This window comes from Bradyrhizobium sp. USDA 4510 (assembly GCF_054059095.1).
Window position 1 is genome coordinate 1,149,662 of the sequence record NZ_JBSSBT010000001.1, and the last position, 19,520, is coordinate 1,169,181.

The 19,520-nt window shown below is 58.4% G+C and carries 16 protein-coding genes; 12 read left to right on the top strand and 4 right to left on the bottom strand.

Going from position 1 to position 19,520, the window contains the following annotated elements:
• Positions 1-121: 121 nt before the first annotated feature.
• The 3 genes from ACVMDN_RS05195 to nodD1 form a co-directional block, all read right to left on the bottom strand.
• The gene (locus tag ACVMDN_RS05195; RefSeq protein WP_081334890.1) at positions 122-331 is read right to left on the bottom strand and encodes a hypothetical protein; all 210 of its coding nucleotides are present in this window, start codon (positions 329-331) and stop codon (positions 122-124) included.
• A gap of 599 nt (positions 332-930) precedes the next feature.
• Positions 931-1,926, bottom strand: a complete 996-nt coding sequence (nodD2, locus tag ACVMDN_RS05200; protein WP_092083568.1) for a transcriptional regulator NodD2 — start codon at positions 1,924-1,926, stop codon at positions 931-933.
• 633 nt (positions 1,927-2,559) lie between these two features.
• The gene (gene nodD1 / locus ACVMDN_RS05205) at positions 2,560-3,504 is read right to left on the bottom strand and encodes a transcriptional regulator NodD1 (RefSeq protein WP_069280017.1); all 945 of its coding nucleotides are present in this window, start codon (positions 3,502-3,504) and stop codon (positions 2,560-2,562) included.
• A gap of 535 nt (positions 3,505-4,039) precedes the next feature.
• Between nodD1 and ACVMDN_RS05210 the strand changes: the two genes are divergently transcribed.
• The 12 genes from ACVMDN_RS05210 to ltrA all read left to right on the top strand — a co-directional run bounded on the left by ACVMDN_RS05210 (position 4,040) and on the right by ltrA (position 17,911).
• The gene (locus ACVMDN_RS05210) at positions 4,040-4,672 is read left to right on the top strand and encodes a NodA family N-acyltransferase (protein ID WP_069280041.1); all 633 of its coding nucleotides are present in this window, start codon (positions 4,040-4,042) and stop codon (positions 4,670-4,672) included.
• Positions 4,669-5,328: a chitooligosaccharide deacetylase NodB gene (nodB, locus tag ACVMDN_RS05215; protein WP_069280016.1), complete on the top strand. Its 660-nt coding sequence runs from the start codon at positions 4,669-4,671 to the stop codon at positions 5,326-5,328. Before ACVMDN_RS05210 ends, nodB begins: the two co-directional genes overlap by 4 nt.
• A gap of 15 nt (positions 5,329-5,343) precedes the next feature.
• Positions 5,344-6,714, top strand: a complete 1,371-nt coding sequence (gene nodC / locus ACVMDN_RS05220) for a chitooligosaccharide synthase NodC (protein WP_081334889.1) — start codon at positions 5,344-5,346, stop codon at positions 6,712-6,714.
• Positions 6,715-6,725: 11 nt separating this feature from the next.
• The gene (nodS, locus tag ACVMDN_RS05225; protein ID WP_069280015.1) at positions 6,726-7,358 is read left to right on the top strand and encodes a nodulation methyltransferase NodS; all 633 of its coding nucleotides are present in this window, start codon (positions 6,726-6,728) and stop codon (positions 7,356-7,358) included.
• 13 nt (positions 7,359-7,371) lie between these two features.
• Positions 7,372-9,081 carry a nodulation protein NodU gene (nodU, locus tag ACVMDN_RS05230; protein ID WP_069280014.1) on the top strand — a complete coding sequence of 570 codons (1,710 nt, stop codon included), beginning with the start codon at positions 7,372-7,374 and terminating at the stop codon, positions 9,079-9,081.
• 1 nt (position 9,082) lies between these two features.
• Complete coding sequence (gene nodI, locus ACVMDN_RS05235; RefSeq protein ID WP_245314072.1) at positions 9,083-10,003, top strand: nodulation factor ABC transporter ATP-binding protein NodI; 921 nt, start codon at positions 9,083-9,085, stop codon at positions 10,001-10,003.
• Between the two features lie 3 nt (positions 10,004-10,006).
• Positions 10,007-10,798: an ABC transporter permease gene (locus tag ACVMDN_RS05240; protein ID WP_069280013.1), complete on the top strand. Its 792-nt coding sequence runs from the start codon at positions 10,007-10,009 to the stop codon at positions 10,796-10,798.
• 610 nt (positions 10,799-11,408) lie between these two features.
• Positions 11,409-12,425 carry a nodulation protein NodZ gene (locus ACVMDN_RS05245; protein WP_276327028.1) on the top strand — a complete coding sequence of 339 codons (1,017 nt, stop codon included), beginning with the start codon at positions 11,409-11,411 and terminating at the stop codon, positions 12,423-12,425.
• Positions 12,422-12,628 (top strand): hypothetical protein, encoded by a 207-nt coding sequence (locus tag ACVMDN_RS05250; RefSeq protein WP_141713652.1) that lies wholly within the window; start codon positions 12,422-12,424, stop codon positions 12,626-12,628. The genes ACVMDN_RS05245 and ACVMDN_RS05250 overlap by 4 nt, the downstream gene beginning before the upstream one ends.
• Positions 12,629-13,200: 572 nt before the next feature.
• Complete coding sequence (locus ACVMDN_RS05255; protein WP_069280012.1) at positions 13,201-14,037, top strand: SDR family NAD(P)-dependent oxidoreductase; 837 nt, start codon at positions 13,201-13,203, stop codon at positions 14,035-14,037.
• A 179-nt stretch (positions 14,038-14,216) separates the two neighbouring features.
• Positions 14,217-16,040 (top strand): nif-specific transcriptional activator NifA, encoded by a 1,824-nt coding sequence (gene nifA, locus ACVMDN_RS05260; RefSeq protein ID WP_069280011.1) that lies wholly within the window; start codon positions 14,217-14,219, stop codon positions 16,038-16,040.
• A gap of 488 nt (positions 16,041-16,528) precedes the next feature.
• Positions 16,529-17,911 (top strand): group II intron reverse transcriptase/maturase, encoded by a 1,383-nt coding sequence (ltrA, locus tag ACVMDN_RS05265; protein ID WP_456835857.1) that lies wholly within the window; start codon positions 16,529-16,531, stop codon positions 17,909-17,911.
• Positions 17,912-18,712: 801 nt separating this feature from the next.
• On the opposite strand, the gene ACVMDN_RS05270 is transcribed toward ltrA, so the two are convergent.
• Entirely contained in the window at positions 18,713-19,519 is an 807-nt protein-coding gene (locus tag ACVMDN_RS05270; protein WP_256558520.1) for a LuxR family transcriptional regulator, read from the bottom strand.
• Position 19,520 lies beyond the last annotated feature (1 nt).

A 19,520-nucleotide genomic window follows, 5' to 3' on the forward strand; every position in this document is an offset into this window, starting at 1 on the left:
TTGTTCAATTTCAAAGCCTACAACCTGACGTCACGTGTGATTCAAGCTATTTCAAAGCTCTAGCTGGATCGTCTTCTATTCCAGCGTAAGAGATGGTGACTATCCTCAGAATGGCTGGCGATCAACCCTGAGGGGAAATGGTGATCAACAAGTTCATCAGGCGTGCCAGTCCAGACTCGCCGATCTCTGCACGCTCCAAGATGAGTTTGGCAACGGCTGTGCGATTTTCAGAAGTTCGCATCGATGGCGGTAACGCGGTGATTGCGCCGTCAAAGAGGCTTCCTAAGACAGAAAGTTCTTCCGGATCGAATACGCCTCTGTACTGTTCCAACGATCAGCTCCTTGTTGTCATTGCGCCAAGGCAGCGCACGTCGTCAAGACGTTTGGCCGCGGTAGGGCCAAAAGAAGTCAGACTGGCGACGCAAAGCGATGAAGGTGCGATGCACTTTAAGGTGATGCGACAAGGCAACACAGGTGCGCGGTGTTCTGCAGAATCGCACGAGCGAGTCCCGCCACCTCCGTAACGGATCGGTGTGAGGGCTGTGCGGCTCGGCGAAAGCGAATCGGCTGCGGCCGTGAGGAGCCCTACTAGCTCTGAGAGTGGACGGCGAGCTCCGAGCTGATCTTACTCATCTATATATGGCTGCTGGGCGAGGCAGTGTTGTGTAGGGCCTGGCTCAAGTGAGCATCAGCCGTGTGTTGCTTCGTCTCTGATGCGCGGCCCTCTAAAACCACGCGACAGGCGGCTTGAGCCGTCGCCCGCATGTCGATGGCGATCCTCAGGTGAGAGTCTCACAACAGCGTCGTGTTGGCGGCTGAGGCAGCGAAGCCGCGGGACGTTCATGAGCAAAGAATGAGCGTCGGTAGAGTAGTCTAAAATTCAGCTGTCGAAACATGCAGGCGGAGATTCGCGTAGCCTGCAAAGGGTCCTTACGATGGACGCGAGGCAGCTCTCGCCAAGCTTCTGTCAGTATCCGCTTGTCCCGAAGCGGAGATCATGGAGCACTCGTCAGGTACAGATGTCATGCGTGCCGCCTCCTGCAACAATATCTCTCGCATCCAGATGCTCTCCGGATCGCTATTGTGAAGGACTGGCCATTGGACCGCCTCGGTGAAGGAGGGGAATGACTGCGGAAGCTCGGCAATCCGAAGAGGCACCATCCTTTCGAAATGCTTAACGAGCCTGAATGGCATGGTCCCTATGCGGCTCGTGCCCTCCAGCATGGGCGGAATCATGCCGTAGTTCTGCACGAGAACGTCGATGCGCCGGTTGAGGCCGCGATCGAGCAAAAAGCACTCCTCGATGGGAGGTTTGCGCGCAACTCCGACCTTAACCGCAACGTGGCTCATTGACATATATCGATCAAATGTAAGCCGTCGCTGCAGCTGCCCGTTCGTGCTGCAGCCCACACACACCAGCCTATCCTCGAACAGGGCTATCCGTGGGTGCGCGCTAGACATGAATAGTTCAGGCAGGATAACAAAATCAACCTCGCCACGCCGAAGAAGCTCATCGTGCTCATCCGTGAGCGCCACCAGTTCGAAGCTGACGGCGGGTGCCTCTCGTGCGACGCGCTCTACGACATGTCGGAAGAATACGACCGTTATGAAGTCAGAAAGACCGATCCTGAATCGCCGCGTCGATTGCGCCGGATTGAACGCGTCGCGAGCGATGATGGACAGTTGGATGTGCATCAGAGCCTCGCGAACGGGACCCGCCAGTCCTTCTGCGCGTGCGGTAGGGACAAGTTCCCGGCCCCTCATCGCAAACATCTCATCGCGAAAGTAGGAGCGCAGCCGAGCAACGGCTGCGCTCATGGCCGGCTGGCTGAGGTTGATCTTGCGTGCTGCTGCGGTAAGACTGCGCTCAGTCATAAGAGCATCGAGGGCAACGAGAAGATTCAGATCCAGGCCTTTGAAACGCATATCCAACTATCCGACGCGATCGTCTTTACAGTGCATACAATGAGCGGCAATGGCTGCATCTGAAGCGGCAGCACTGGCTCGCCCGAATCAACTTCGTTCCTCTGGCGCGATCGCGAAAAGAAAGCTCGCGGATCATCGCAGAATGTCCGGCAGGGCGACCGGGCTCCGACCTACCTCTGGACCCGTCGGGCGCCAACCTGATCGAGCTCCGTCGATCCTGGGCCACACTGGCAACTCGGCCCGGTCGAGTTGCCAGCCGAAGTGCCGTGCCTATCGCGTATATTCGTGAGTTCGCCCGATGCGACCCATCGACGTCCACCAGCGCAGCGTTAGTCAGGAGACGAAACTACAACCTGACGCAGTGTCGGATTCAAGCAGTTAAATTGGCCCCATCAAATATCATTGTATCCGAGGACGTGAGTCCTTCCGCGACGGTGCCGGATCGTGCCCGCAGGACAGGCGTAGTAAACAACATTTTGCGAGATCATTACGTGCGCGAGCCGGCAGTCCATTGCCGGCGCACGCGCGCATTTTGCAGCGTGGCTGTACGCGACGCTGAAATGAGACAGCCGGCCAGCCCGCCGATGATCGGGTAGGGGTTGTTCTACTGCCGGGGGGCGGCTTGTGGCGAAGCTAGCCGCGCCTGCGCGCTGTGGGTTCCCGATGCCCAGATGCCATGTTGGATGCCTCCTCCAGCAAGATCCGCCGCATCCAAATGCTCGCCGGATCGGTATTGTGGAATGCAGGCCACTGCACTGCCTCGGTGAATGAAGGCAGGGGAAGCGGTGGCTCCACGATCCGTAAGGGCATTCGCTTTTCGAAATGTCTGGCAAGACGTAACGGCATTGTCCCTATACGGCCCGTATCCAGCAATATGGGCGGAATAAGGCTGAAGCCCTGCACAACGACCTCGATCCGTCTTTTCAAGCCGTGCTCGAGCAAAAACCATTCTTCGAGGTTGGGCCTCAGCGCCCGTCCGAACTTGGCAGCAACGTGCCCCATAGAATTGTATTTCTCGAAAGTAAGTGGCCGCGATAGCTGCTTGTTCGTGCGGCATCCCACGCACACGAGGGTCTCATCGAATAGCGTCGCCTTCGGATGCGCACTCGACATGAACAGTTCCGGCAGAATGAGAAAGTCGACCTCGCCGCGGCGGAGCAACTCACCAGGCTCATCGGAAACTGGCAGCAATTCGAAGCGCACTGTAGGCGCCTCCTGCGCGATACGATCGACAATCCTCCGAAAAAACACGATTGTCATGAAATCAGAGAGAATGACTCTGAAGCGTCGGCTCGACTGAGCCGGGTCGAACGCTTCACGAGAGATGATCGAGAGTTGGATGTGCAGCAGGGCCTCGCGAACGGGGCCTGCAAGCCCCTCAGCGCCGGGCGTCGGGACGAGCTCGCGACCTCTCATCGTAAACAATTCATCGCGAAAGTAGCTGCGCAGCCGCGCGATCGCGGCGCTCATAGCGGGCTGGCTCAGATTAATGTTGCGCGCCGCCGCTGTGAGGTTGCGCTCGGTCATTAGAGCATCGAGCGCAACGAGAAGATTTAGATCAAGTCCCTTGAACCGCATTTGTGAGTCTATCCATCGTATGGATGTGTTCTATCGAAACAATCGATTTTACCAAATTGCGGAATGTTGGATAGCAAACATCAGTTTGGAAAATGAATTAGGCATACCACGATGGCTGCTGGTCGCACGCGAGCTCGAAGAAGAACTCCTGGACGTGCGAGTGGCCGCCGAATCGGCGTGAGCAGTGGGTGTTGCTGCCACATGCGAGTTGCGCCGTTTCCCTGTGCGACAAGCACGCGCTGCGATCGTAGGCAGGTCCCGCTAAACCTTCGTATGTGTGTTCCAACCCTTTCCATATCGGCGGTTTACCCGCGTACACTTGAGGGCCCGCTCAGCCTCACCTTAGTGTCGCGACCAATCGGCGTGCGCAGATTGCGGATGCCAAATAGTTGCGGCGGCTGACCAAATGGCGCGCCTATCCATCGCAGTACAAGGCGTGTCGAAGATGCATAGGACCGAACTTGATCTGGCGCCAGCTGGGCGCGCCATCGATGAGCTCTCCGCTCTCACCGCCACTGGCGCAGGGAAGTCCGCCATGAATATTGCCGCATCCAGGACTGCGGAAGCGCCTTCCGCGCGCACTCAAGTGCAGTGGAGCCGCCGCTGGGAAAACGAGCTGCAGCTCGCCGATCATACCGAGCTTGCCGACTTCTTCCGTAAGAGTTACGGGCCGACCGGTGCGTTCAATGCGCAGCCGTTCGAAGGCAATCGGAGTTGGGCCGGTGCAAGGCCTGAAGTCCGGATCATCGGTCACGACGCGCGCGGCGTTGCGGCTCATGTCGGTCTACTACGCCGCTTCATCAAGATAGATGGCATCGACCTTCTCGTGGCCGAACTTGGACTATATGCCGTGCGTCCCGATCTTGAGGGGCTTGGAATCAGCCACTCGATGCGCGTGATGTATCCTGTGCTGCATGAGTTAGGGGTGCCATTCGGTTTTGGCACGGTCCGGCCCGCGCTTGAGAAGCATTTTACCAGGCTGGTCGGAAGGCAGGGATTAGCAACCCTCATGTCTGGCGTTCGTGTCCGTTCCACCCAGCCAGATGTCTACCCCAATTTGTCGCCGATCCGCGTCGAAGACGTGCTCGTGGTGGTGTTCCCGGTTGGACGCTCAATCGGCGAGTGGCCGGCTGGAACGGTTATCGATCGGAACGGGCCCGAGCTGTGAACGAACTCATCCGCCAATCTGCTGCGCGGTGCGACTACGGTGGCGTCAACGGAAGTCGCTCGGTCTACTTGACCTTCGACGATGGGCCCAACCCATTCTGCACGCCATACGTCCTCGATTTGCTGACCCATCATCGGGTGCCGGCGACGTTCTTCGTTATCGGCACGTACGCGGCCGACCAGCCTGAACTCATTCGGCGAATGATCGCCGAAGGGCACGAAGTTGCAAACCACACGATGACGCATCCGGATCTGTCCAGATGCGAACCGGCGGAGGTACACAATGAGGTGCTCACGGCGAGCAGGGCCATTCGATTGGCATGTCCGCAGGCGTTGCCCAGGCACATGCGGGCCCCCTACGGCATATGGACCGAAGACGTGCTTGCTACGTCAGCCAAGGCAGGGCTCGCAGCTGTGCATTGGTCGGTCGATCCAAGAGATTGGTCGCGCCCCGGGGTCGATAGCATCGTGAACTCAGTGATGGCGGCCGTTCGCCCGGGTGCAATTGTGCTCCTGCACGACGGATATCCTCCGGATGAGGCGATATCGTGCACGGATGCCACATCGCGCGATCAGACGGTGAGGGCGCTGTCATATCTGATTCCGGCACTCCAGCTGCGCGGATTCGAAATCCATCCGCTTCCTCAACTTCACTGAAAAAATTGGCACCCAATGGACCTGCTCGCTACAACCAGCGCTGTCGCCGTTTCGTCTTATGCGCTGCTCTCGACCGTCTACAAGAGCGCGCAAGCGCTTTACGCTCAGCCGGCCAATACCTCGCAGCTGCACGACGATCTAGGACAAGCCGAGGTGGCTCTGCCCAGCGTAGATGTCATCGTGCCGTGTTTCAACGAGGATCCAGACACACTCTCTGAATGCCTCGCGTCGCTTGCAAGCCAAGACTACGCTGGAATGCTGCAGGTCCACGTGGTCGACGACGGATCCGCAAATCGCGACCTTGTGGCGCCTGTACATGCAATCTATGCGAACGATCCGAGGTTTCGCGTCATTTTGCTTGCCAAGAACGTCGGAAAGCGCAAGGCGCAGATTGCAGCGATACGCAACTCTTCCGGCGATCTGGTGCTCAACGTCGACTCGGATACGATACTTGCCCCTGACGTGGTAACGAAGCTTGTATTGAAGATGCAGCACCCCGAAGTCGGCGCGGCCATGGGCCAATTGGTGGCCAGCAATCGCAACGAAACCTGGCTGACCGAGCTGATCGATATGGAATACTGGCTGGCCTGCAACGAGGAGCGGGCGGCCCAAGCTCGATTCGGTGCGGTGATGTGCTGCTGTGGCCCATGTGCCATGTATCGGCGCTCGGCGCTCGCGATGCTGCTTGATCAATACGAAACGCAATTCTTCCGTGGAAAGCCAAGCGATTTCGGCGAGGATCGTCATCTAACGATCCTCATGCTCAAGGCTGGATTTCGAACCGAGTATGTTCCCGACGCGATCGCGGCTACCGTGGTGCCCGACAGCCTTGGGCCATATCTGCGACAGCAACTTCGTTGGGCCCGCAGTACCTTTCGGGACACGTTTCTGGCATTGCGTCTGCTCCCCGAGCTCGATGGCTATCTGACGCTAGATGTCGTCGGACAAAATCTCGGCCCCTTGCTTCTCGCCGTGTCGTCGCTGGCTGCACTCACACAGTTTGTCATCGCGGGGTCAGTGGCCTGGTGGACAGTACTGACGATTGCAGCAATGACGATGGTCCGTTGCAGCGTGGCGGCATTCCGTGCTCGCGATATGCGGTTTCTCGGCTTCTCGCTCCACACACCCATCAACATCTTTCTTTTGCTGCCGCTGAAGGCCTATGCGCTCTGTACATTGAGCAATAGCGACTGGCTGTCGCGCAAGGTCATCGTGACAAGCGAAGCAGAGAAGAAGGCTGCGGTCCCGCACACGACCGCCGCAATAGGCGCTGCAAGAAGCGGGGCGAGTTCCGGTGCAATTCGCAAGTCCGAGCGTCCGCACCTTCCATCGAGTGTGGCCGCGATCGAGATTTGCGGTCACGATCGATCGAGCGCCTACAAGTAGGTTGAAGGCCCATGACGCCGGACAACAACAACTACCAGCTACTGGAACGCGAGTTGGCTGTCGACGATCCATGGCGTCTCGATAGCAATTCGTTCGAGCAGGAGCGCTATGTGCAAATGCTCCGGATCTCGCGTTGCAACGGGGATGTTGCTCATGCACTCGAGGTCGGATGTGCCGCCGGCGCATTCACCGAAATGCTGGCGCCCCACTGCCAACAGCTCACCGTGGTGGATGTCATGCCACAGGCGATTGAGCGGGCGCGGCAACGGACCAAGAGATGGTCACATATCAGGTGGAGAACCTGCGACATTAAGCAGTTCTCGACTGCCGAGCGGTTCGATCTGATCGTCGTAGCCGAGGTTCTCTACTACCTCAAGGACGTCGTCGAGATGCACGCGGCCATCCGCAATCTGGCGGGTCTGCTTGCACCAAATGGCGCTCTGGTGTTCGGATCGGCACGTGATGCCACGTGTCGACGCTGGGGCCATGCTGCCGGCGCGGAAACGGTGATTGCTCTCTTCAAAGAGAGTCTGATCGAGGTCGAGCGTCTGCATTGCTACACTGAGTCGGTCAACGAAGACTGTTTGCTTGTCCTGTTCCGGAAGCCGACTAACTCGTCAGAACAACCAAATTTGGGTCATTAGGTCAGGGGTTCGTATGCGCATCTGCGGCATTAAGTTAACACACGATGGCGCAATTGCCGTCGTCGAGGACGGGCAGCTTGTCTTTTGCACCGAGCAAGAGAAGCGCGCCAACAGCCCACGCTACCAATCCGTCGATAACCTCGATGCAGTCGTGCTCGCATTGGCCGAACACGGCCTTGACCCTCGAGATATTGATCAGTTCGTCATCGATGGCTGGGATGGGGAGATTGAGTCGCAATTCCAGGTCCTGAGTGGGGCGGTTCCGATCGCGCTGAAAGGGGCGCCATATGTCGAGCGGCGTGCCGAGGGCCTTCTTGATTCCGTCGACGGCTACGGCCTGATCCTCGGTGGCAAGGTATTTCCCTATAAGAGTTACCCCCACGTGACGGGCCACGTCGCGTCGGCTTATAGCACCAGCCCCTTTGCCGGCGCCGGAAAACCCGCGTTTTGTCTGGTGTGGGATGGCTGTATTTTTCCACGTCTCTACTATGTCGAGCCGCGCGGTGCGCGGCTCATCGCGTGCCTGTTTCCGATGATCGGTCATGCTTATGCTGCCGCTGGCCTTCATTTCGGGCCTTACAGGCAGCCGAACCGCACCAATTGGGACTTGGGCATCGCCGGCAAGCTGATGGCCTATATCGCGCTTGGCTCTGTCGACGAATCCATCGTGACGGTGTTTCAGGACCTTTACGAAAAGCGCTTCGCGGCCGACACGGAGCAGGCGCGTCGCTATCGCGCCGATATCAATAATGCGGAGGCGTCGCTTGCGGCTGTGCACGAATTTTTTGAGGCGAGCGCGCCGCGCGTGACGGGCAAGCGTGCGGAGGACGTTCTGGCGTCGTTTCATGTGTTCCTGGAGCGTCTTCTTGTCCGGGAAATCGCGATGGTTCTGCTGCGGCACTCGTCGCTTCCGGGCGCGAGAAACCTGTGTGTCGCCGGGGGGTGTGGGCTCAATATCAAGTGGAATAGTGCGCTTCGCGCGACGGGATTGTTCGATGAGGTCTGGGTGCCGCCGTTTCCAAATGACAGCGGCTCGGCGATCGGCGCTGCCTGCGGTGCGATGGCAGCGAAAAATGGGTTCGGGCCACTCGAATGGTCAGTCTACAGCGGCCCGGCGCTACAGACCGGCGAGATTCAGTCGGAATGGGAGGCTGCGCCGTGCAGTCTACGAGAACTCGCGGCCATACTCGCCGACAACAAGCCCGTGATATTTCTCTCGGGACGCGCCGAGCTTGGGCCGCGCGCATTGGGTGGCAGAAGCATTCTTGCGGCAGCGACGTCGGCGACAATGAAAGATCATCTCAACGACATCAAGCGTCGCGAGCACTTCCGGCCGGTAGCGCCGATTTGCCTGGAGGATCGGGCGCCAGAGATCTTCAGCCCCGGCACGCCAGATCCTTATATGCTGTTCGATCACGAGACCCGGGCGGAATGGCGCGATAAGGTCCCCGCCGTCGTCCATCTGGATGGCTCCGCGCGGCTGCAGACGGTCGCCCGCAACTCTCCGCACAAAATCGCAGAGCTCCTCGTCGAATTTGAGCAGCTCACGGGCATTCCACTGCTTTGCAATACGAGTGCCAACCTGAACGGACGAGGATTCTTCCCGGATGCCGCCGCCGCCTGCCAATGGGGACGCGTCGAGCATGTGTGGTGCGACGGTCTGCTTTGGACCAAAACGCTCGTAGGAAAGACAACGTCGGCTGAACGGCTTCTGTCGGCCTAAGATGAACATGTCCACCGCGGCAATCGACCTTTCCGGCGTACGAAAGTCATTTGGCGGCAAGATCATTGTCGACGAACTGTCGTTCTCGGTTGCGCGCGGAGAATGCTTCGGCCTGCTCGGGCCGAATGGAGCCGGCAAGAGCACGATCGCGCGTATGCTCCTTGGTATGATCTCGCCGGATGCCGGCAAGATTACAGTGCTTGACGCGGCTGTGCCTGCGCGGGCTCGCGTCGCACGTATGCGCATCGGCGTAGTGCCGCAATTCGATAACCTTGAACTGGAGTTCACTGTACGAGAGAACCTGCGGATGTTCGGCCGTTACTTCGGCATGAGCGCCAGCGAGATCGAGGCGGTTGTACCTTCGCTGCTGGAGTTTGCGCGTCTTGAAAGCAAAGCGGACGTGCGCGTCGCTGCACTGTCAGGTGGCATGAAGCGGCGGCTCACGCTGGCGCGTGCTCTTATCAATGACCCGCATCTGCTCGTGATGGACGAGCCCACGACTGGTCTTGATCCGCACGCCCGTCACCTGATCTGGGAACGCCTGCGTGTCCTGCTTTCGCGCGGCAAGACGATCCTCTTGACTACTCACTTCATGGAAGAGGCGCAACGCCTGTGTAATCGGCTGTGCGTGCTCGAGAGTGGACGCATGATCGCCGAAGGAAAGCCGGAAGCCTTGATCGACGAGCATATCGGATGCGATGTGATCGAAATCTATGGCGGTGATCCGCATGAGCTCACTGAGTTGATCAGACCTTACGCGCGGAACATCGAAGTGAGTGGAGAGACGCTGTTCTGTTATGCACCATATCCGGAGCAGGTACGTGTGCAACTGCGCGGGCGAGCGGGCCTTCGCATTCTGCAGCGGCCGCCGAATCTCGAAGACGTGTTTTTGCGGCTAACCGGACGCGAGATGGAGAAATGAGAGATGGGTGAAAGTTTTGCCGCGCTGATGCCCGCTAACGCGTACAATTGGATCGCGGTATGGCGTCGAAACTTCCTGGCATGGAGGAAAGTCGCGCTTGCATCGGTTCTCGGCAACCTCGCAGATCCCATAACTAACCTGTTTGGCCTTGGCTTTGGTCTCGGGCTAATCGTGGGCCGCGTTGAGGGAACCTCGTACATCGCATTTTTGTCGGCGGGCATGGTCGCGACCAGCGCCATGACATCCGCGACCTTTGAAACCATGTATGCGACCTTTGCCCGGATGGGCGCCAATCGCACCTGGGAAGCAATCCTATCAACACAGCTCACGCTTGGCGATATTGTTCTGGGCGAATTGGTCTGGGCGGCCACTAAGTCCATTCTGGCCGGAACTGCAATCGGGATAGTCGCTGCCGTGCTGGGTTATGCTTCCTGGCCGTCCGTTTTGTATGTGATGCCGACGGTCGCCCTTACCGGCCTCGTCTTCGCCAGCCTGGCCATGGTCGTCATATCTCTTGCGCCAAGTTACGACTACTTCGTATTTTACCAGACGCTCATCATTACACCCATGGTGTTTCTGTGTGGTGCGGTCTTTCCGAACAGCCAGCTGCCGAGTTCCTTTCAGCACGTCGCGGGCTTGCTGCCGCTCGCACATTCGGTCGATCTCATTCGCCCAGCGATGCTTGAGCGCGCGGTCAGCGGCGGCGTTGCCGTCCATGTCGGTGCGCTTTGCATATACGCGGTGTTGCCCTTCTTTGTGTCGACAGCATTGTTTCGACGCCGCCTCCTGCGCTGACGAATTGACAGGCTCGCTGCACCGGTCCAGGCGGCGCGAAGGAGCCACCGGAATGGTCAATGATGATATCAAGCAGCTGTGCGTCGGTGCGGTCGATCAGTGCGCGACGCTCGGTACTCCAATAGAGTGGCCGGCGCGTGGGCGGAATTCGCCGTTGCCTTGGCTGTGTGCCTGGGCCGCTTGGATGGCGGATCGTGATAGTACAGGCGACGTAGGTGGAGCGGCGGTTGGCCTTCCTGAGATGATCAAAACGGAGAGCGCAATGTTGTGTCTGGGAGACAGGATCTGTGAAACCTCGCCCGAGCTGCCCCATAATTTCTCGCAGGGTGGCACTACGCTTCTCGCGCGGAGTAGCTGTGTGATCACCACGTCGAACAGCAGCACCTCAAGCGGGTCAAGCACTCCACCAGTTCTCAGATAATTAGGAGACAATAGGCATTCGGCTGAAAGCGGATATATCGGCGCAACCGTTCTGAACAGAGACAAGAGACAAAACGCTGAGAGCACCCGCTACGAGGATAGCGCTGCCATGAAGTTCTACCGACGCAAATCGCGAGCAGCGCAACTGCCGACCATAACATCGGCCAAGATCACATGTGAGGTGTTTCCGATGATATCTCTTGCTCAGGACGTAACGCAAATGCTTGATAGTGCGCAAAATGATCGCTTCGTTGTTTCTCGACGACGTACCGGGTTGGGCGACTGTCTGTGGTCGTTGGCAGCAGCTTGGCGTTTTGCGCAGCGGACCGGACGGAACCTGGTCATCGATTGGCGCGGGTCCTGTTATCTCGATCAACCATTCACCAACGCGTTTCCGGTTTTCTTCGAACCAGTTCAAGAGATTGGCGGTGTAAGGGTGATCTGCGACGACCAGATCAATGAGCGCTCATTTCCGGGGCCGTTCTTCCCGGCATGGTGGAATAGGCCGACCTTTGACTGCGTCTATCGGCCGGATGAGCAGATTTTCCGGGAACGCGACGAACTCGATCAACTGTTTCAAAGCGAGCAAGATTGCGATGCAAATACGGTCGTATGTGACGCCTGCTTGATGTGGCGCTGCGATGAGGAAGCCGAACGAGAGATCTTTCAGAGTATCAAGCCGCGATCCGAAGTGCGGACGCGGATCGATGCCATCTTCCGTGAGCACTTTGACCCGTACAGCGTGATCGGCATTCACGTCCGGCACGGCAACGGCGAAGATATTATGGGGCATGCGCCCTACTGGGCTGATCCGGAGCGCGCCTTGCGACAGGTCTGTGATGCCATTGATAAGGCGAAGGCGTTGCCGCATGCAAAACCGATCAGGGCATTCCTGTGCACGGACAGCGCGCTCGTACTTGAGAAGGTGTCAGCACTGTTTCCCGATGTCTTCACGATCCCAAAGCGCTTCCAGGCGCCTCAAGCCGGGCCTTTGCATAGTGCGGCACTCGGAGCCGAGGGCGGCGTTTCCGCCCTAATCGAGATGTATCTCCTTGCGCGATGCGACACTGTGATCCGTTTTCCGCCGACGAGCGCCTTCACACGTTATGCGCGCCTCTGTGCGCCGCGCGTGATAGAGTTTGATTTGAACGATCCGAGCCGATTGATCTTGATTGAGGAGCCATCACAAGAGCTCGTGGCTTCATGAAAGTTGTAACCCGTTTCATCGACCTGATGGCCGCTTTTTGCATCGAGCAGTGCTGCCGGTATTTTTCCGCGCGGCAACTGCTTGTTAAAACCGACACTCCAGCGACCCCTTGCACTGGAGAAAAGAAAGATGCGGCGGTCGGAAGACATCCGCTGAAGCTCGAACTCGACAAGAGTGGCCGTAGCGCACTGCCACCGCGTTAGACAGGTGGGCATCGGGCCTCGGCTTCGACACGCGCGGGCCGAAGCTGAAAGGCTTTCGTGGCTGCTGGCGGATTAAGTTATCGAATGGTCCGACGTCGAGCCGGCGAGGTCCTTTGCAGCCGCCGGCCACTCGCTCGCGCTGACCAGCACTTCGGGACTACGGTATCGGGCTGGACCATTCAGCGTCCTAGTCTCAGTCTAGCTTCTTGATGCGAGATACCTGGCGTATTGAGGTGTCGCGTAAGGTTTCGGATCACAAAGACGACCGGCATCTCCGCCATCCTGAATGATCGTTGTAGCGACGAGTGACGGGCGCTGTTTGTCCGCTACATCCCTCGGCTCGGCGATCACAAGAGCGCGACTGAGTGTTGGTCTGAACAGTAGACAGAGTAGACTCAGGACTGTGGGCGATGCACTATCGCTGTCGTAAAGCGCACGCGCCGTGTCTCGAGTCCGCCAAGCGTTTGGCATGCGCGACATTAGGACGCAAAACCGGAGCGTCTTTGCGTGCATCGTAGTGGCCCAAATCCTGCTACGCGTTTGCCAGCGGCGCTACAGGAGGGGACGCGGGCGTGGGCTTCGATCTACCAAATGACGATCTAGTCGCAGGTCCGCTGCCTGAGACACATTTGAGCTGTCCCTTTCACGCCGATAAAGCCCGCGTCCATCGTGGTGAACAAAAGGCGATGTTGCTGACCGGGGCGTCGCGTGGAATCGGTCATGCCACCGCCAAGCTGTTTTCGGAGGCAGGCTGGCGCATCATTTCTTGCGCGCGGCAGCCGTTCGACGGCGAGCGGTGCCCGTGGGGGTCCGGGCGCGAGGATCATGTCCAGGTCGACCTCAGCAATCATCAAGCGCTGCCGCGCTTGATCACTGAGGTGAGGGAACGTTTGGCGGGCGCACCTTTGCACGCGCTAGTGAACAATGCCGGCATCTCGCCGAAGACGCCAGATGGAGACCGGCTGACCTCGTTGTCGACGTCAACCGAAACCTGGATGAGGGTGTTCCATTTGAATCTGGTAGCCCCGATCCTGCTAGCGCGGGGTCTATTTGACAAGTTAAGGGCCGCATCAGGGTCGATTGTCAACGTGACATCGATCGCTGGTTCGCGGGTGCACCCATTTGCCGGCAGCGCTTATGCGACGTCGAAAGCTGCACTTGCGAGCCTCACACGCGAAATGGCCCACGATTACGCGCCGCATGGTATTCGCGTGAATGCAATCGCGCCTGGCGAGATCAGGACGGACATGTTGTCGCCCGATACGGAAGCGCGTCTCGTGCCAAACATTCCGCTGCGCAGAGTGGGAACGCCGGACGAAGTGGCCAAGGTTATCTTCTTCTTATGTTCGGATGCCGCAAGCTATGTCACGGGCGCCGAGGTGCCGATCAATGGTGGGCAACATCTGTGAATCGAGCAAGCTGGCAACGCAGCTGTCTTGAGTTTCAGCTCTGAAGCTCTTGTTCCACGCTACGTCACGCACCCATTCCGAAAAAGTGAAATCACGGCACCTTAGAGTTACCGTCGTGCCATGAAGGTGTTACGCTTCTATGTCATCTCGTCAACTCGTAGCCCTAGACTGAGCATGACATGCAAAACGAAGTTCGTAAACTTGAACAAGTTGAGAGGGAGGATGATCAAGAAAACGGAGACCGCCTCATGCTGCATATTGCTTCCGCGCGCGAAAGACCTGCCTCTCACGCGGAGACGGAGCGCGAGCTCTCGGGCGAGCCGCTGGGCGAAAGCGCGCTGACCGGCATCTTCGAGATATCGAAGGTACTCACCGCTCCCTGCCGGCTCGAAGTCACGTTGGCCAACGTCGTGGGGCTTCTGCAATCGTTCGTGCAGATGCGACATGGTATCGTCTCACTGTTCGACGATGACGGGATGCCGGACATCACGGTGGGTGCCGGTTGGAGCGAAGGCAGCGACGAACGCTACCGGATGCGCCTGCCGCGGAAGGCAATCGACCAGATCGTTGTGACCGACAGGCCTCTTGTCGCCGAGAACGTGGCAGCGGAATCGGCGTTCAGCGCAGCTGACCTGGAAGTGCTCGGGGCTTCGGAAAATATGCCGGTGTCGTTCATCGGAGTTCCGATCCGGATTGACCCCAAAGTCGTGGGTACGTTGACGGTCGACCGAGTCCGTGACGATAGGTCGAACCTCCGGCTCGATTATGATGCGCGGCTGCTCGCCATGATCGCCAACCTAGTGGGACAGGCAGTGAGGCTGCATCGCTTGGTCGCCTGCGACCGCGAGCGGCTGATGACGGAGAAGGACCGTCTGCAAAAGCAATTGTTCGAGCTTAGGCAGCCGCCAAGGGAGCGGAAGAAGCTGCCGATCCACGGGATCATTGGCGACAGCCCGGCGCTGCGCGGGTTGCTCGAGAAGATCGCAGTCGTTGCCAAATCGAACAGCACGGTTCTGCTGCGCGGCGAATCCGGTACCGGAAAGGAACTTGTAGCCAAGGCCATTCACGAATCATCTTCCCGCGCCAAGCGGCCGTTCGTTAAGCTGAATTGCGCGGCGCTCCCCGAGACGGTGCTGGAATCCGAATTGTTCGGTCATGAGAAGGGTGCCTTTACTGGCGCGTTCAGCTTGCGCAAGGGGCGCTTCGAGCTTGCTGACAAAGGGACGTTGTTTCTTGACGAGATAGGCGAGATCTCAGCGCCGTTCCAGGCGAAGTTGCTGCGCGTCCTGCAGGAGCAGGAGTTCGAACGGGTCGGCAGCAACCAGACTATCAAAGTCGATGTTCGAGTTATCGCTGCGACCAACAAGAACCTTGAAGAGGCTGTAGCAAGAAGCGAGTTTCGCGCGGACCTTTACTATCGCATCAGCGTCGTTCCCTTGCTGCTGCCACCGCTGCGCGAAAGACGCAGTGACATTCCGCTGCTGGCCGGCGAGTTTCTCAGGAATTTCAACAACGAGAATGGCCGCGCGCTGACCTTGGAGGCGAGTGCGATCGATGTGCTGATGAACTGCGGCTTTCCAGGCAATGTCCGTGAGCTCGAGAACTGTATCGAGCGCACCGCGACCCTGTCGTCCGGACCATCGATCGTGAGAAATGACTTTGCATGTTGCCATGGTCAGTGCCTTTCCGCGATGCTCTGGAAAAGTACATCGGAGGAGGCGACAGTCCAGCCGGCACCGACCGTGCCCGTGCCGGTCAAGCCGATCACTTCGCTGTCTGAAGCGGCTGCGCTGGTCCCGCCCGTCGGCAGCGAACTGGCCTCGCCGGCGCCTCCCGGCACAGTTCTCGTAAGTGGCGCAAAGATGGCCGATCGCGAGCGGGTCATTGCGGCCATGGAAAAATCTGGTTGGGTGCAGGCAAAAGCCGCGCGCTTGCTCGGACTAACGCCGCGCCAGATCGGCTACGCGCTGAGGAAGTACGGAATCGAGATTAAACGGTTCTGAAGCGCGGTCCCGTGAGAGTTGCGCCTTGCAAGCGCGTTGAAGTCTGCCGTCTGAGATGACGGCCGCGGCAAAGCCTAGCGAGCAGCCGCGAACCGAGTCTTGCGTGGCGTCCGGTAACGGCCGTTGCGAAGCGTAGACAGGGAGGTTGTAGGCCGGAATGAAGTGAACGGGAAAATAGCCCCGAAATCGAACGTGATCGGAGTAGCCGACCCTGTCTCTCAAAGGGGAAGGCGGAACCGCAGGCCGCGACAACGCGAGCGGTCAGAGGTGCTCCCGGGGTTCGTACCGCCAGCATGCAATCAAAGGAAGCAGCGTGAACAAGGGAGATCCATCCGGTTCAAGCGCAAGCTTGTAAGACCTGCCAAGCCGCTGAGGTGAGAAGGGTCTGACGACCGGGTGGAAGTCAGACTGACCGATAGTACTCCGAGGACGGGAGAGCCGGCCACATGGGGAAGCGGTCAGCGGTAGTTGAATTGTTCTTGGGCGACATGGGCTCCATTCAACGGGAGTTACGGCCTTCTATGCAAAGAGAAGATCAGCTGACCATGGAAACGAAACTTGAACAAATAGCAGTGAAAGCTCGGCGCGAGACAAATCTTCGCTTCACCTCGTTGGCCCATCACATCACGCGCGACCGAGTGCAAAAGAATCTATTACAGATTCCGAAGCGCTCCGCCGCCGGGGTGGACGGACAGACGGTGGAGGCGGCGAAGGAGAGCTTCGAGGACTGGATAGGGCCAATGCTCCAATCCATCCATCGCCAGGGATATCGGGCGCCGAACATTCGGCGGGTCTATATCCCCAAGCCCGGTAAGACGGAGAAGCGCCCCCTCGGGGTTCCAACTGTCGCCGACCGGGCGCTCCAGCGCAGCACGGCTGAGGTGCTGGCCGCTATTTACGAGCAGGACTTCTTACCCTGCTCGTTCGGCGGCAGGCCGAAGCTCAGCGCCCATCATGCCTTGGCGACCCTCAATGAGGTGATCGCCGGCGGCATGATCAGCTGGGTGTTGGAGGCGGATTTGAAGAACTTCTTCGGGAGTCTCGATCATGATCGGGTCCTCCGGTTTGTCGAACATCGAGTCGGTGATCCGCGCCTGATCAGCTTGATCCGGCGCTGGTTGAAAGCGGGCATCCTGGAAGACGGAGCGGTGCACCCGAGCGAACAAGGAACGCCACAAGGCGGATCGATCAGTGTGCTTTTGAGCAACCTCTACCTTCATTACGTTCTCGACCTCTGGTTCGAACGCGTGGTGAAGGGTCGGTTGCGGGGCGAAGCCCGACTGGTGCGCTATATCGACGACTTTGTGATCTGCTTCCAATATCGATCGGACGCCACCCGCGTACAGGAGGCCTTGCGTCTTCGGTTGGGGAAGTTCGGCCTCACTCTAGAGCCGACCAAGACCAAGTTGGTCGAGTTTGGTCGGTTCGCGCAAAGACATGCGGGCAAACGCGGCAGAAACCGCCCGGAAACAATCTACTTTCTGGGGCTGACGCTCTATTGCACGCGAAACCAAAAAGGCAACTTCAAGGTTGGGATGCGCACCGAGAAATCTCGGCTAAAGCGCAGCCTTATGTCTCTGCAGGAGCTGATGCGGCAAATACGGCATTACAAGATCAGTGACCAGGCCGATGAAATCAACCTCGTCCTGCGCGGCCACTATGGCTATTACGGCGTCGCCGGAAATCTCCGGAGCCTCGTAAAAGTCTATCGGGCCGTGGAGCGTTACTGGCGCGGAATGCTGCGCAGCCGCAGCTGGGCAGGCCGACGCCTCACTTGGGACGCCTTCAACCAAATCAAAGAACGGACACCGTTGCTGAAGCCTAAGCTGCGCCTCCCTTATCGGGAGCTGCAAGCGCTTGCAGTGCTGTGAACCAACTGTCGAAGAGCGTCGGTGCGGGAAATCCGCACGCCACGTTCTGTGGGAACCGGGGGCGGGCGACCGCCTCCGGTGACCCGGTGACAATGGGGTTTCGGGGACGCATCCAATGAGATCGAATCGGAGGCGCGTCCGGCCTCGGCGGCAGATTACCATGCGTGACAGGATCAACTCGCCTGCGATGCCGGTTTGGTAAGGCGACGTGCGACGGCGGTCCATCTTGAGCGCGGGAGCATCAGGACCACGTGGGAATTGGGTCGGCTTCGCTCCAGGGCAAGAGGTTTCAGTTATGAGCATCGTGCGATTCTGCCCGCGCCTGTTGGGAACGGAGGTGATCTCGCAAGTCACTTGGCGTTCGTAGCTGGATGGCGCTGTCGCAGCTCCGACGCGCGTCGGTATTCTTTCGTCCGGAGCAGCGAGCTAGGTGTTTAGTCCCGGCGTTTCCCGGAGCGGCTTGAGTCTGAACCGTTCTGAGAAGAGTCCCGCATTGCAGAGTGTTAGACCCTTCAGGGTTTTCAGCCGCCCCTCGGCACTGCGCTTAAACTTGTCGTGTTTTCCGTGAGGCCACATGTTCTATTCGCGAGGTGCCTCGCGCGCCAAGCTTTTCAAACAGAGGTCGAAGCGATGATGAAGTAAACACAAGCGGAGCTCGCGTTTGCGCAAGAAATTGTTATCAATTTCTCATCATGCAGAGGAAATCCGGTCGAAGGGGCTGTCCTTACGTGCGGGGCCAAGGCAGTTATTTATTATGGCGGAGCATCTTAGCCGGTCGGTGAGTCACTCCATTAGACGAATTCAGAGAAGATTGAGTTGATCAGCCGTAAAGGCCGCTTGGGTCCGTCTGCTCGCCCCCAGTTTTCGCATAGCGTTTTTGATATGAAAATTGACGGTATTCTCGCTGATTTCTAGGATTTTCCCGATTGCCCATGACGATTTGCCCTCTTTCACCCAGCGCAGACAGGTGATCTCGCGTTGTGAAAGTGCAACCCGTTTGTCACCGCCGCTGCTAGAGGGGCGAGCAATCTCGCGATAGGCGATGTGAAAGTGCCAGGCTAGTGTGTTTAGATGGCCGATGCGATCCTGAGGATCAGCGTCATCGAAGGGTGATGCGAAGGACGCAACCGATACTTGCCCCAATGGACCAAATAGTGGCACGCTCATCCCATGCTTCAGGCCTGCGTCCCTCGCCTCGTCGAGTACGCGTTTCTCGTCGGGCTGAAGTTGATAGTGATCAGCGAGACGATCCCAAAGGAACGGTCGCGAAAGCGTCGGTGTTCGCCGGACCACCGGATCGATCATATGGTATTTGCGTTTGAAATATCGGTCGCACCACTCGGGTGGCCACTTCACAGCCACTGTGGGCGGTGGACACTCGCTAAGCTGGAGCGGCGCGTCGAAATTAAGCGTCCCGTAGGCAACTTCACTGAATCCCTCCTTCGTGGCAAAGTTTACCAGGAGATCGAACAGCGCTTTGAGCGAATGCGTCTGGCTTGCGCATTCGGTGAAACTAAAAAGATCCACGATCGTAGCCTTGCAGGCCCATTCAGGACTATCAATGTGTGGAGTGACGCTTGTTTCACGGCGAGTTAAATTCCGTTCCATG

Bases quoted from the DNA above. Each gene is read 5' to 3' on its own strand.
- nodI (WP_245314072.1), top strand. From the start codon at position 9,083: ATGAACATGTCCACCGCGGCAATCGACCTTTCCGGCGTACGAAAGTCA.
- nodS (WP_069280015.1), top strand. From the start codon at position 6,726: ATGACGCCGGACAACAACAACTACCAGCTACTGGAACGCGAGTTGGCT.
- ACVMDN_RS05250 (WP_141713652.1), top strand. From the start codon at position 12,422: ATGAAAGTTGTAACCCGTTTCATCGACCTGATGGCCGCTTTTTGCATC.
- nodU (WP_069280014.1), top strand. From the start codon at position 7,372: ATGCGCATCTGCGGCATTAAGTTAACACACGATGGCGCAATTGCCGTC.
- ACVMDN_RS05270 (WP_256558520.1), bottom strand. From the start codon at position 19,519: ATGGAACGGAATTTAACTCGCCGTGAAACAAGCGTCACTCCACACATT.
- nifA (WP_069280011.1), top strand. From the start codon at position 14,217: ATGCAAAACGAAGTTCGTAAACTTGAACAAGTTGAGAGGGAGGATGAT.
- ACVMDN_RS05245 (WP_276327028.1), top strand. From the start codon at position 11,409: ATGATATCTCTTGCTCAGGACGTAACGCAAATGCTTGATAGTGCGCAA.
- nodC (WP_081334889.1), top strand. From the start codon at position 5,344: ATGGACCTGCTCGCTACAACCAGCGCTGTCGCCGTTTCGTCTTATGCG.
- ACVMDN_RS05240 (WP_069280013.1), top strand. From the start codon at position 10,007: ATGGGTGAAAGTTTTGCCGCGCTGATGCCCGCTAACGCGTACAATTGG.
- ACVMDN_RS05210 (WP_069280041.1), top strand. From the start codon at position 4,040: ATGAATATTGCCGCATCCAGGACTGCGGAAGCGCCTTCCGCGCGCACT.
- ltrA (WP_456835857.1), top strand. From the start codon at position 16,529: ATGGGCTCCATTCAACGGGAGTTACGGCCTTCTATGCAAAGAGAAGAT.
- nodD2 (WP_092083568.1), bottom strand. From the start codon at position 1,926: ATGCGTTTCAAAGGCCTGGATCTGAATCTTCTCGTTGCCCTCGATGCT.
- nodD1 (WP_069280017.1), bottom strand. From the start codon at position 3,504: ATGCGGTTCAAGGGACTTGATCTAAATCTTCTCGTTGCGCTCGATGCT.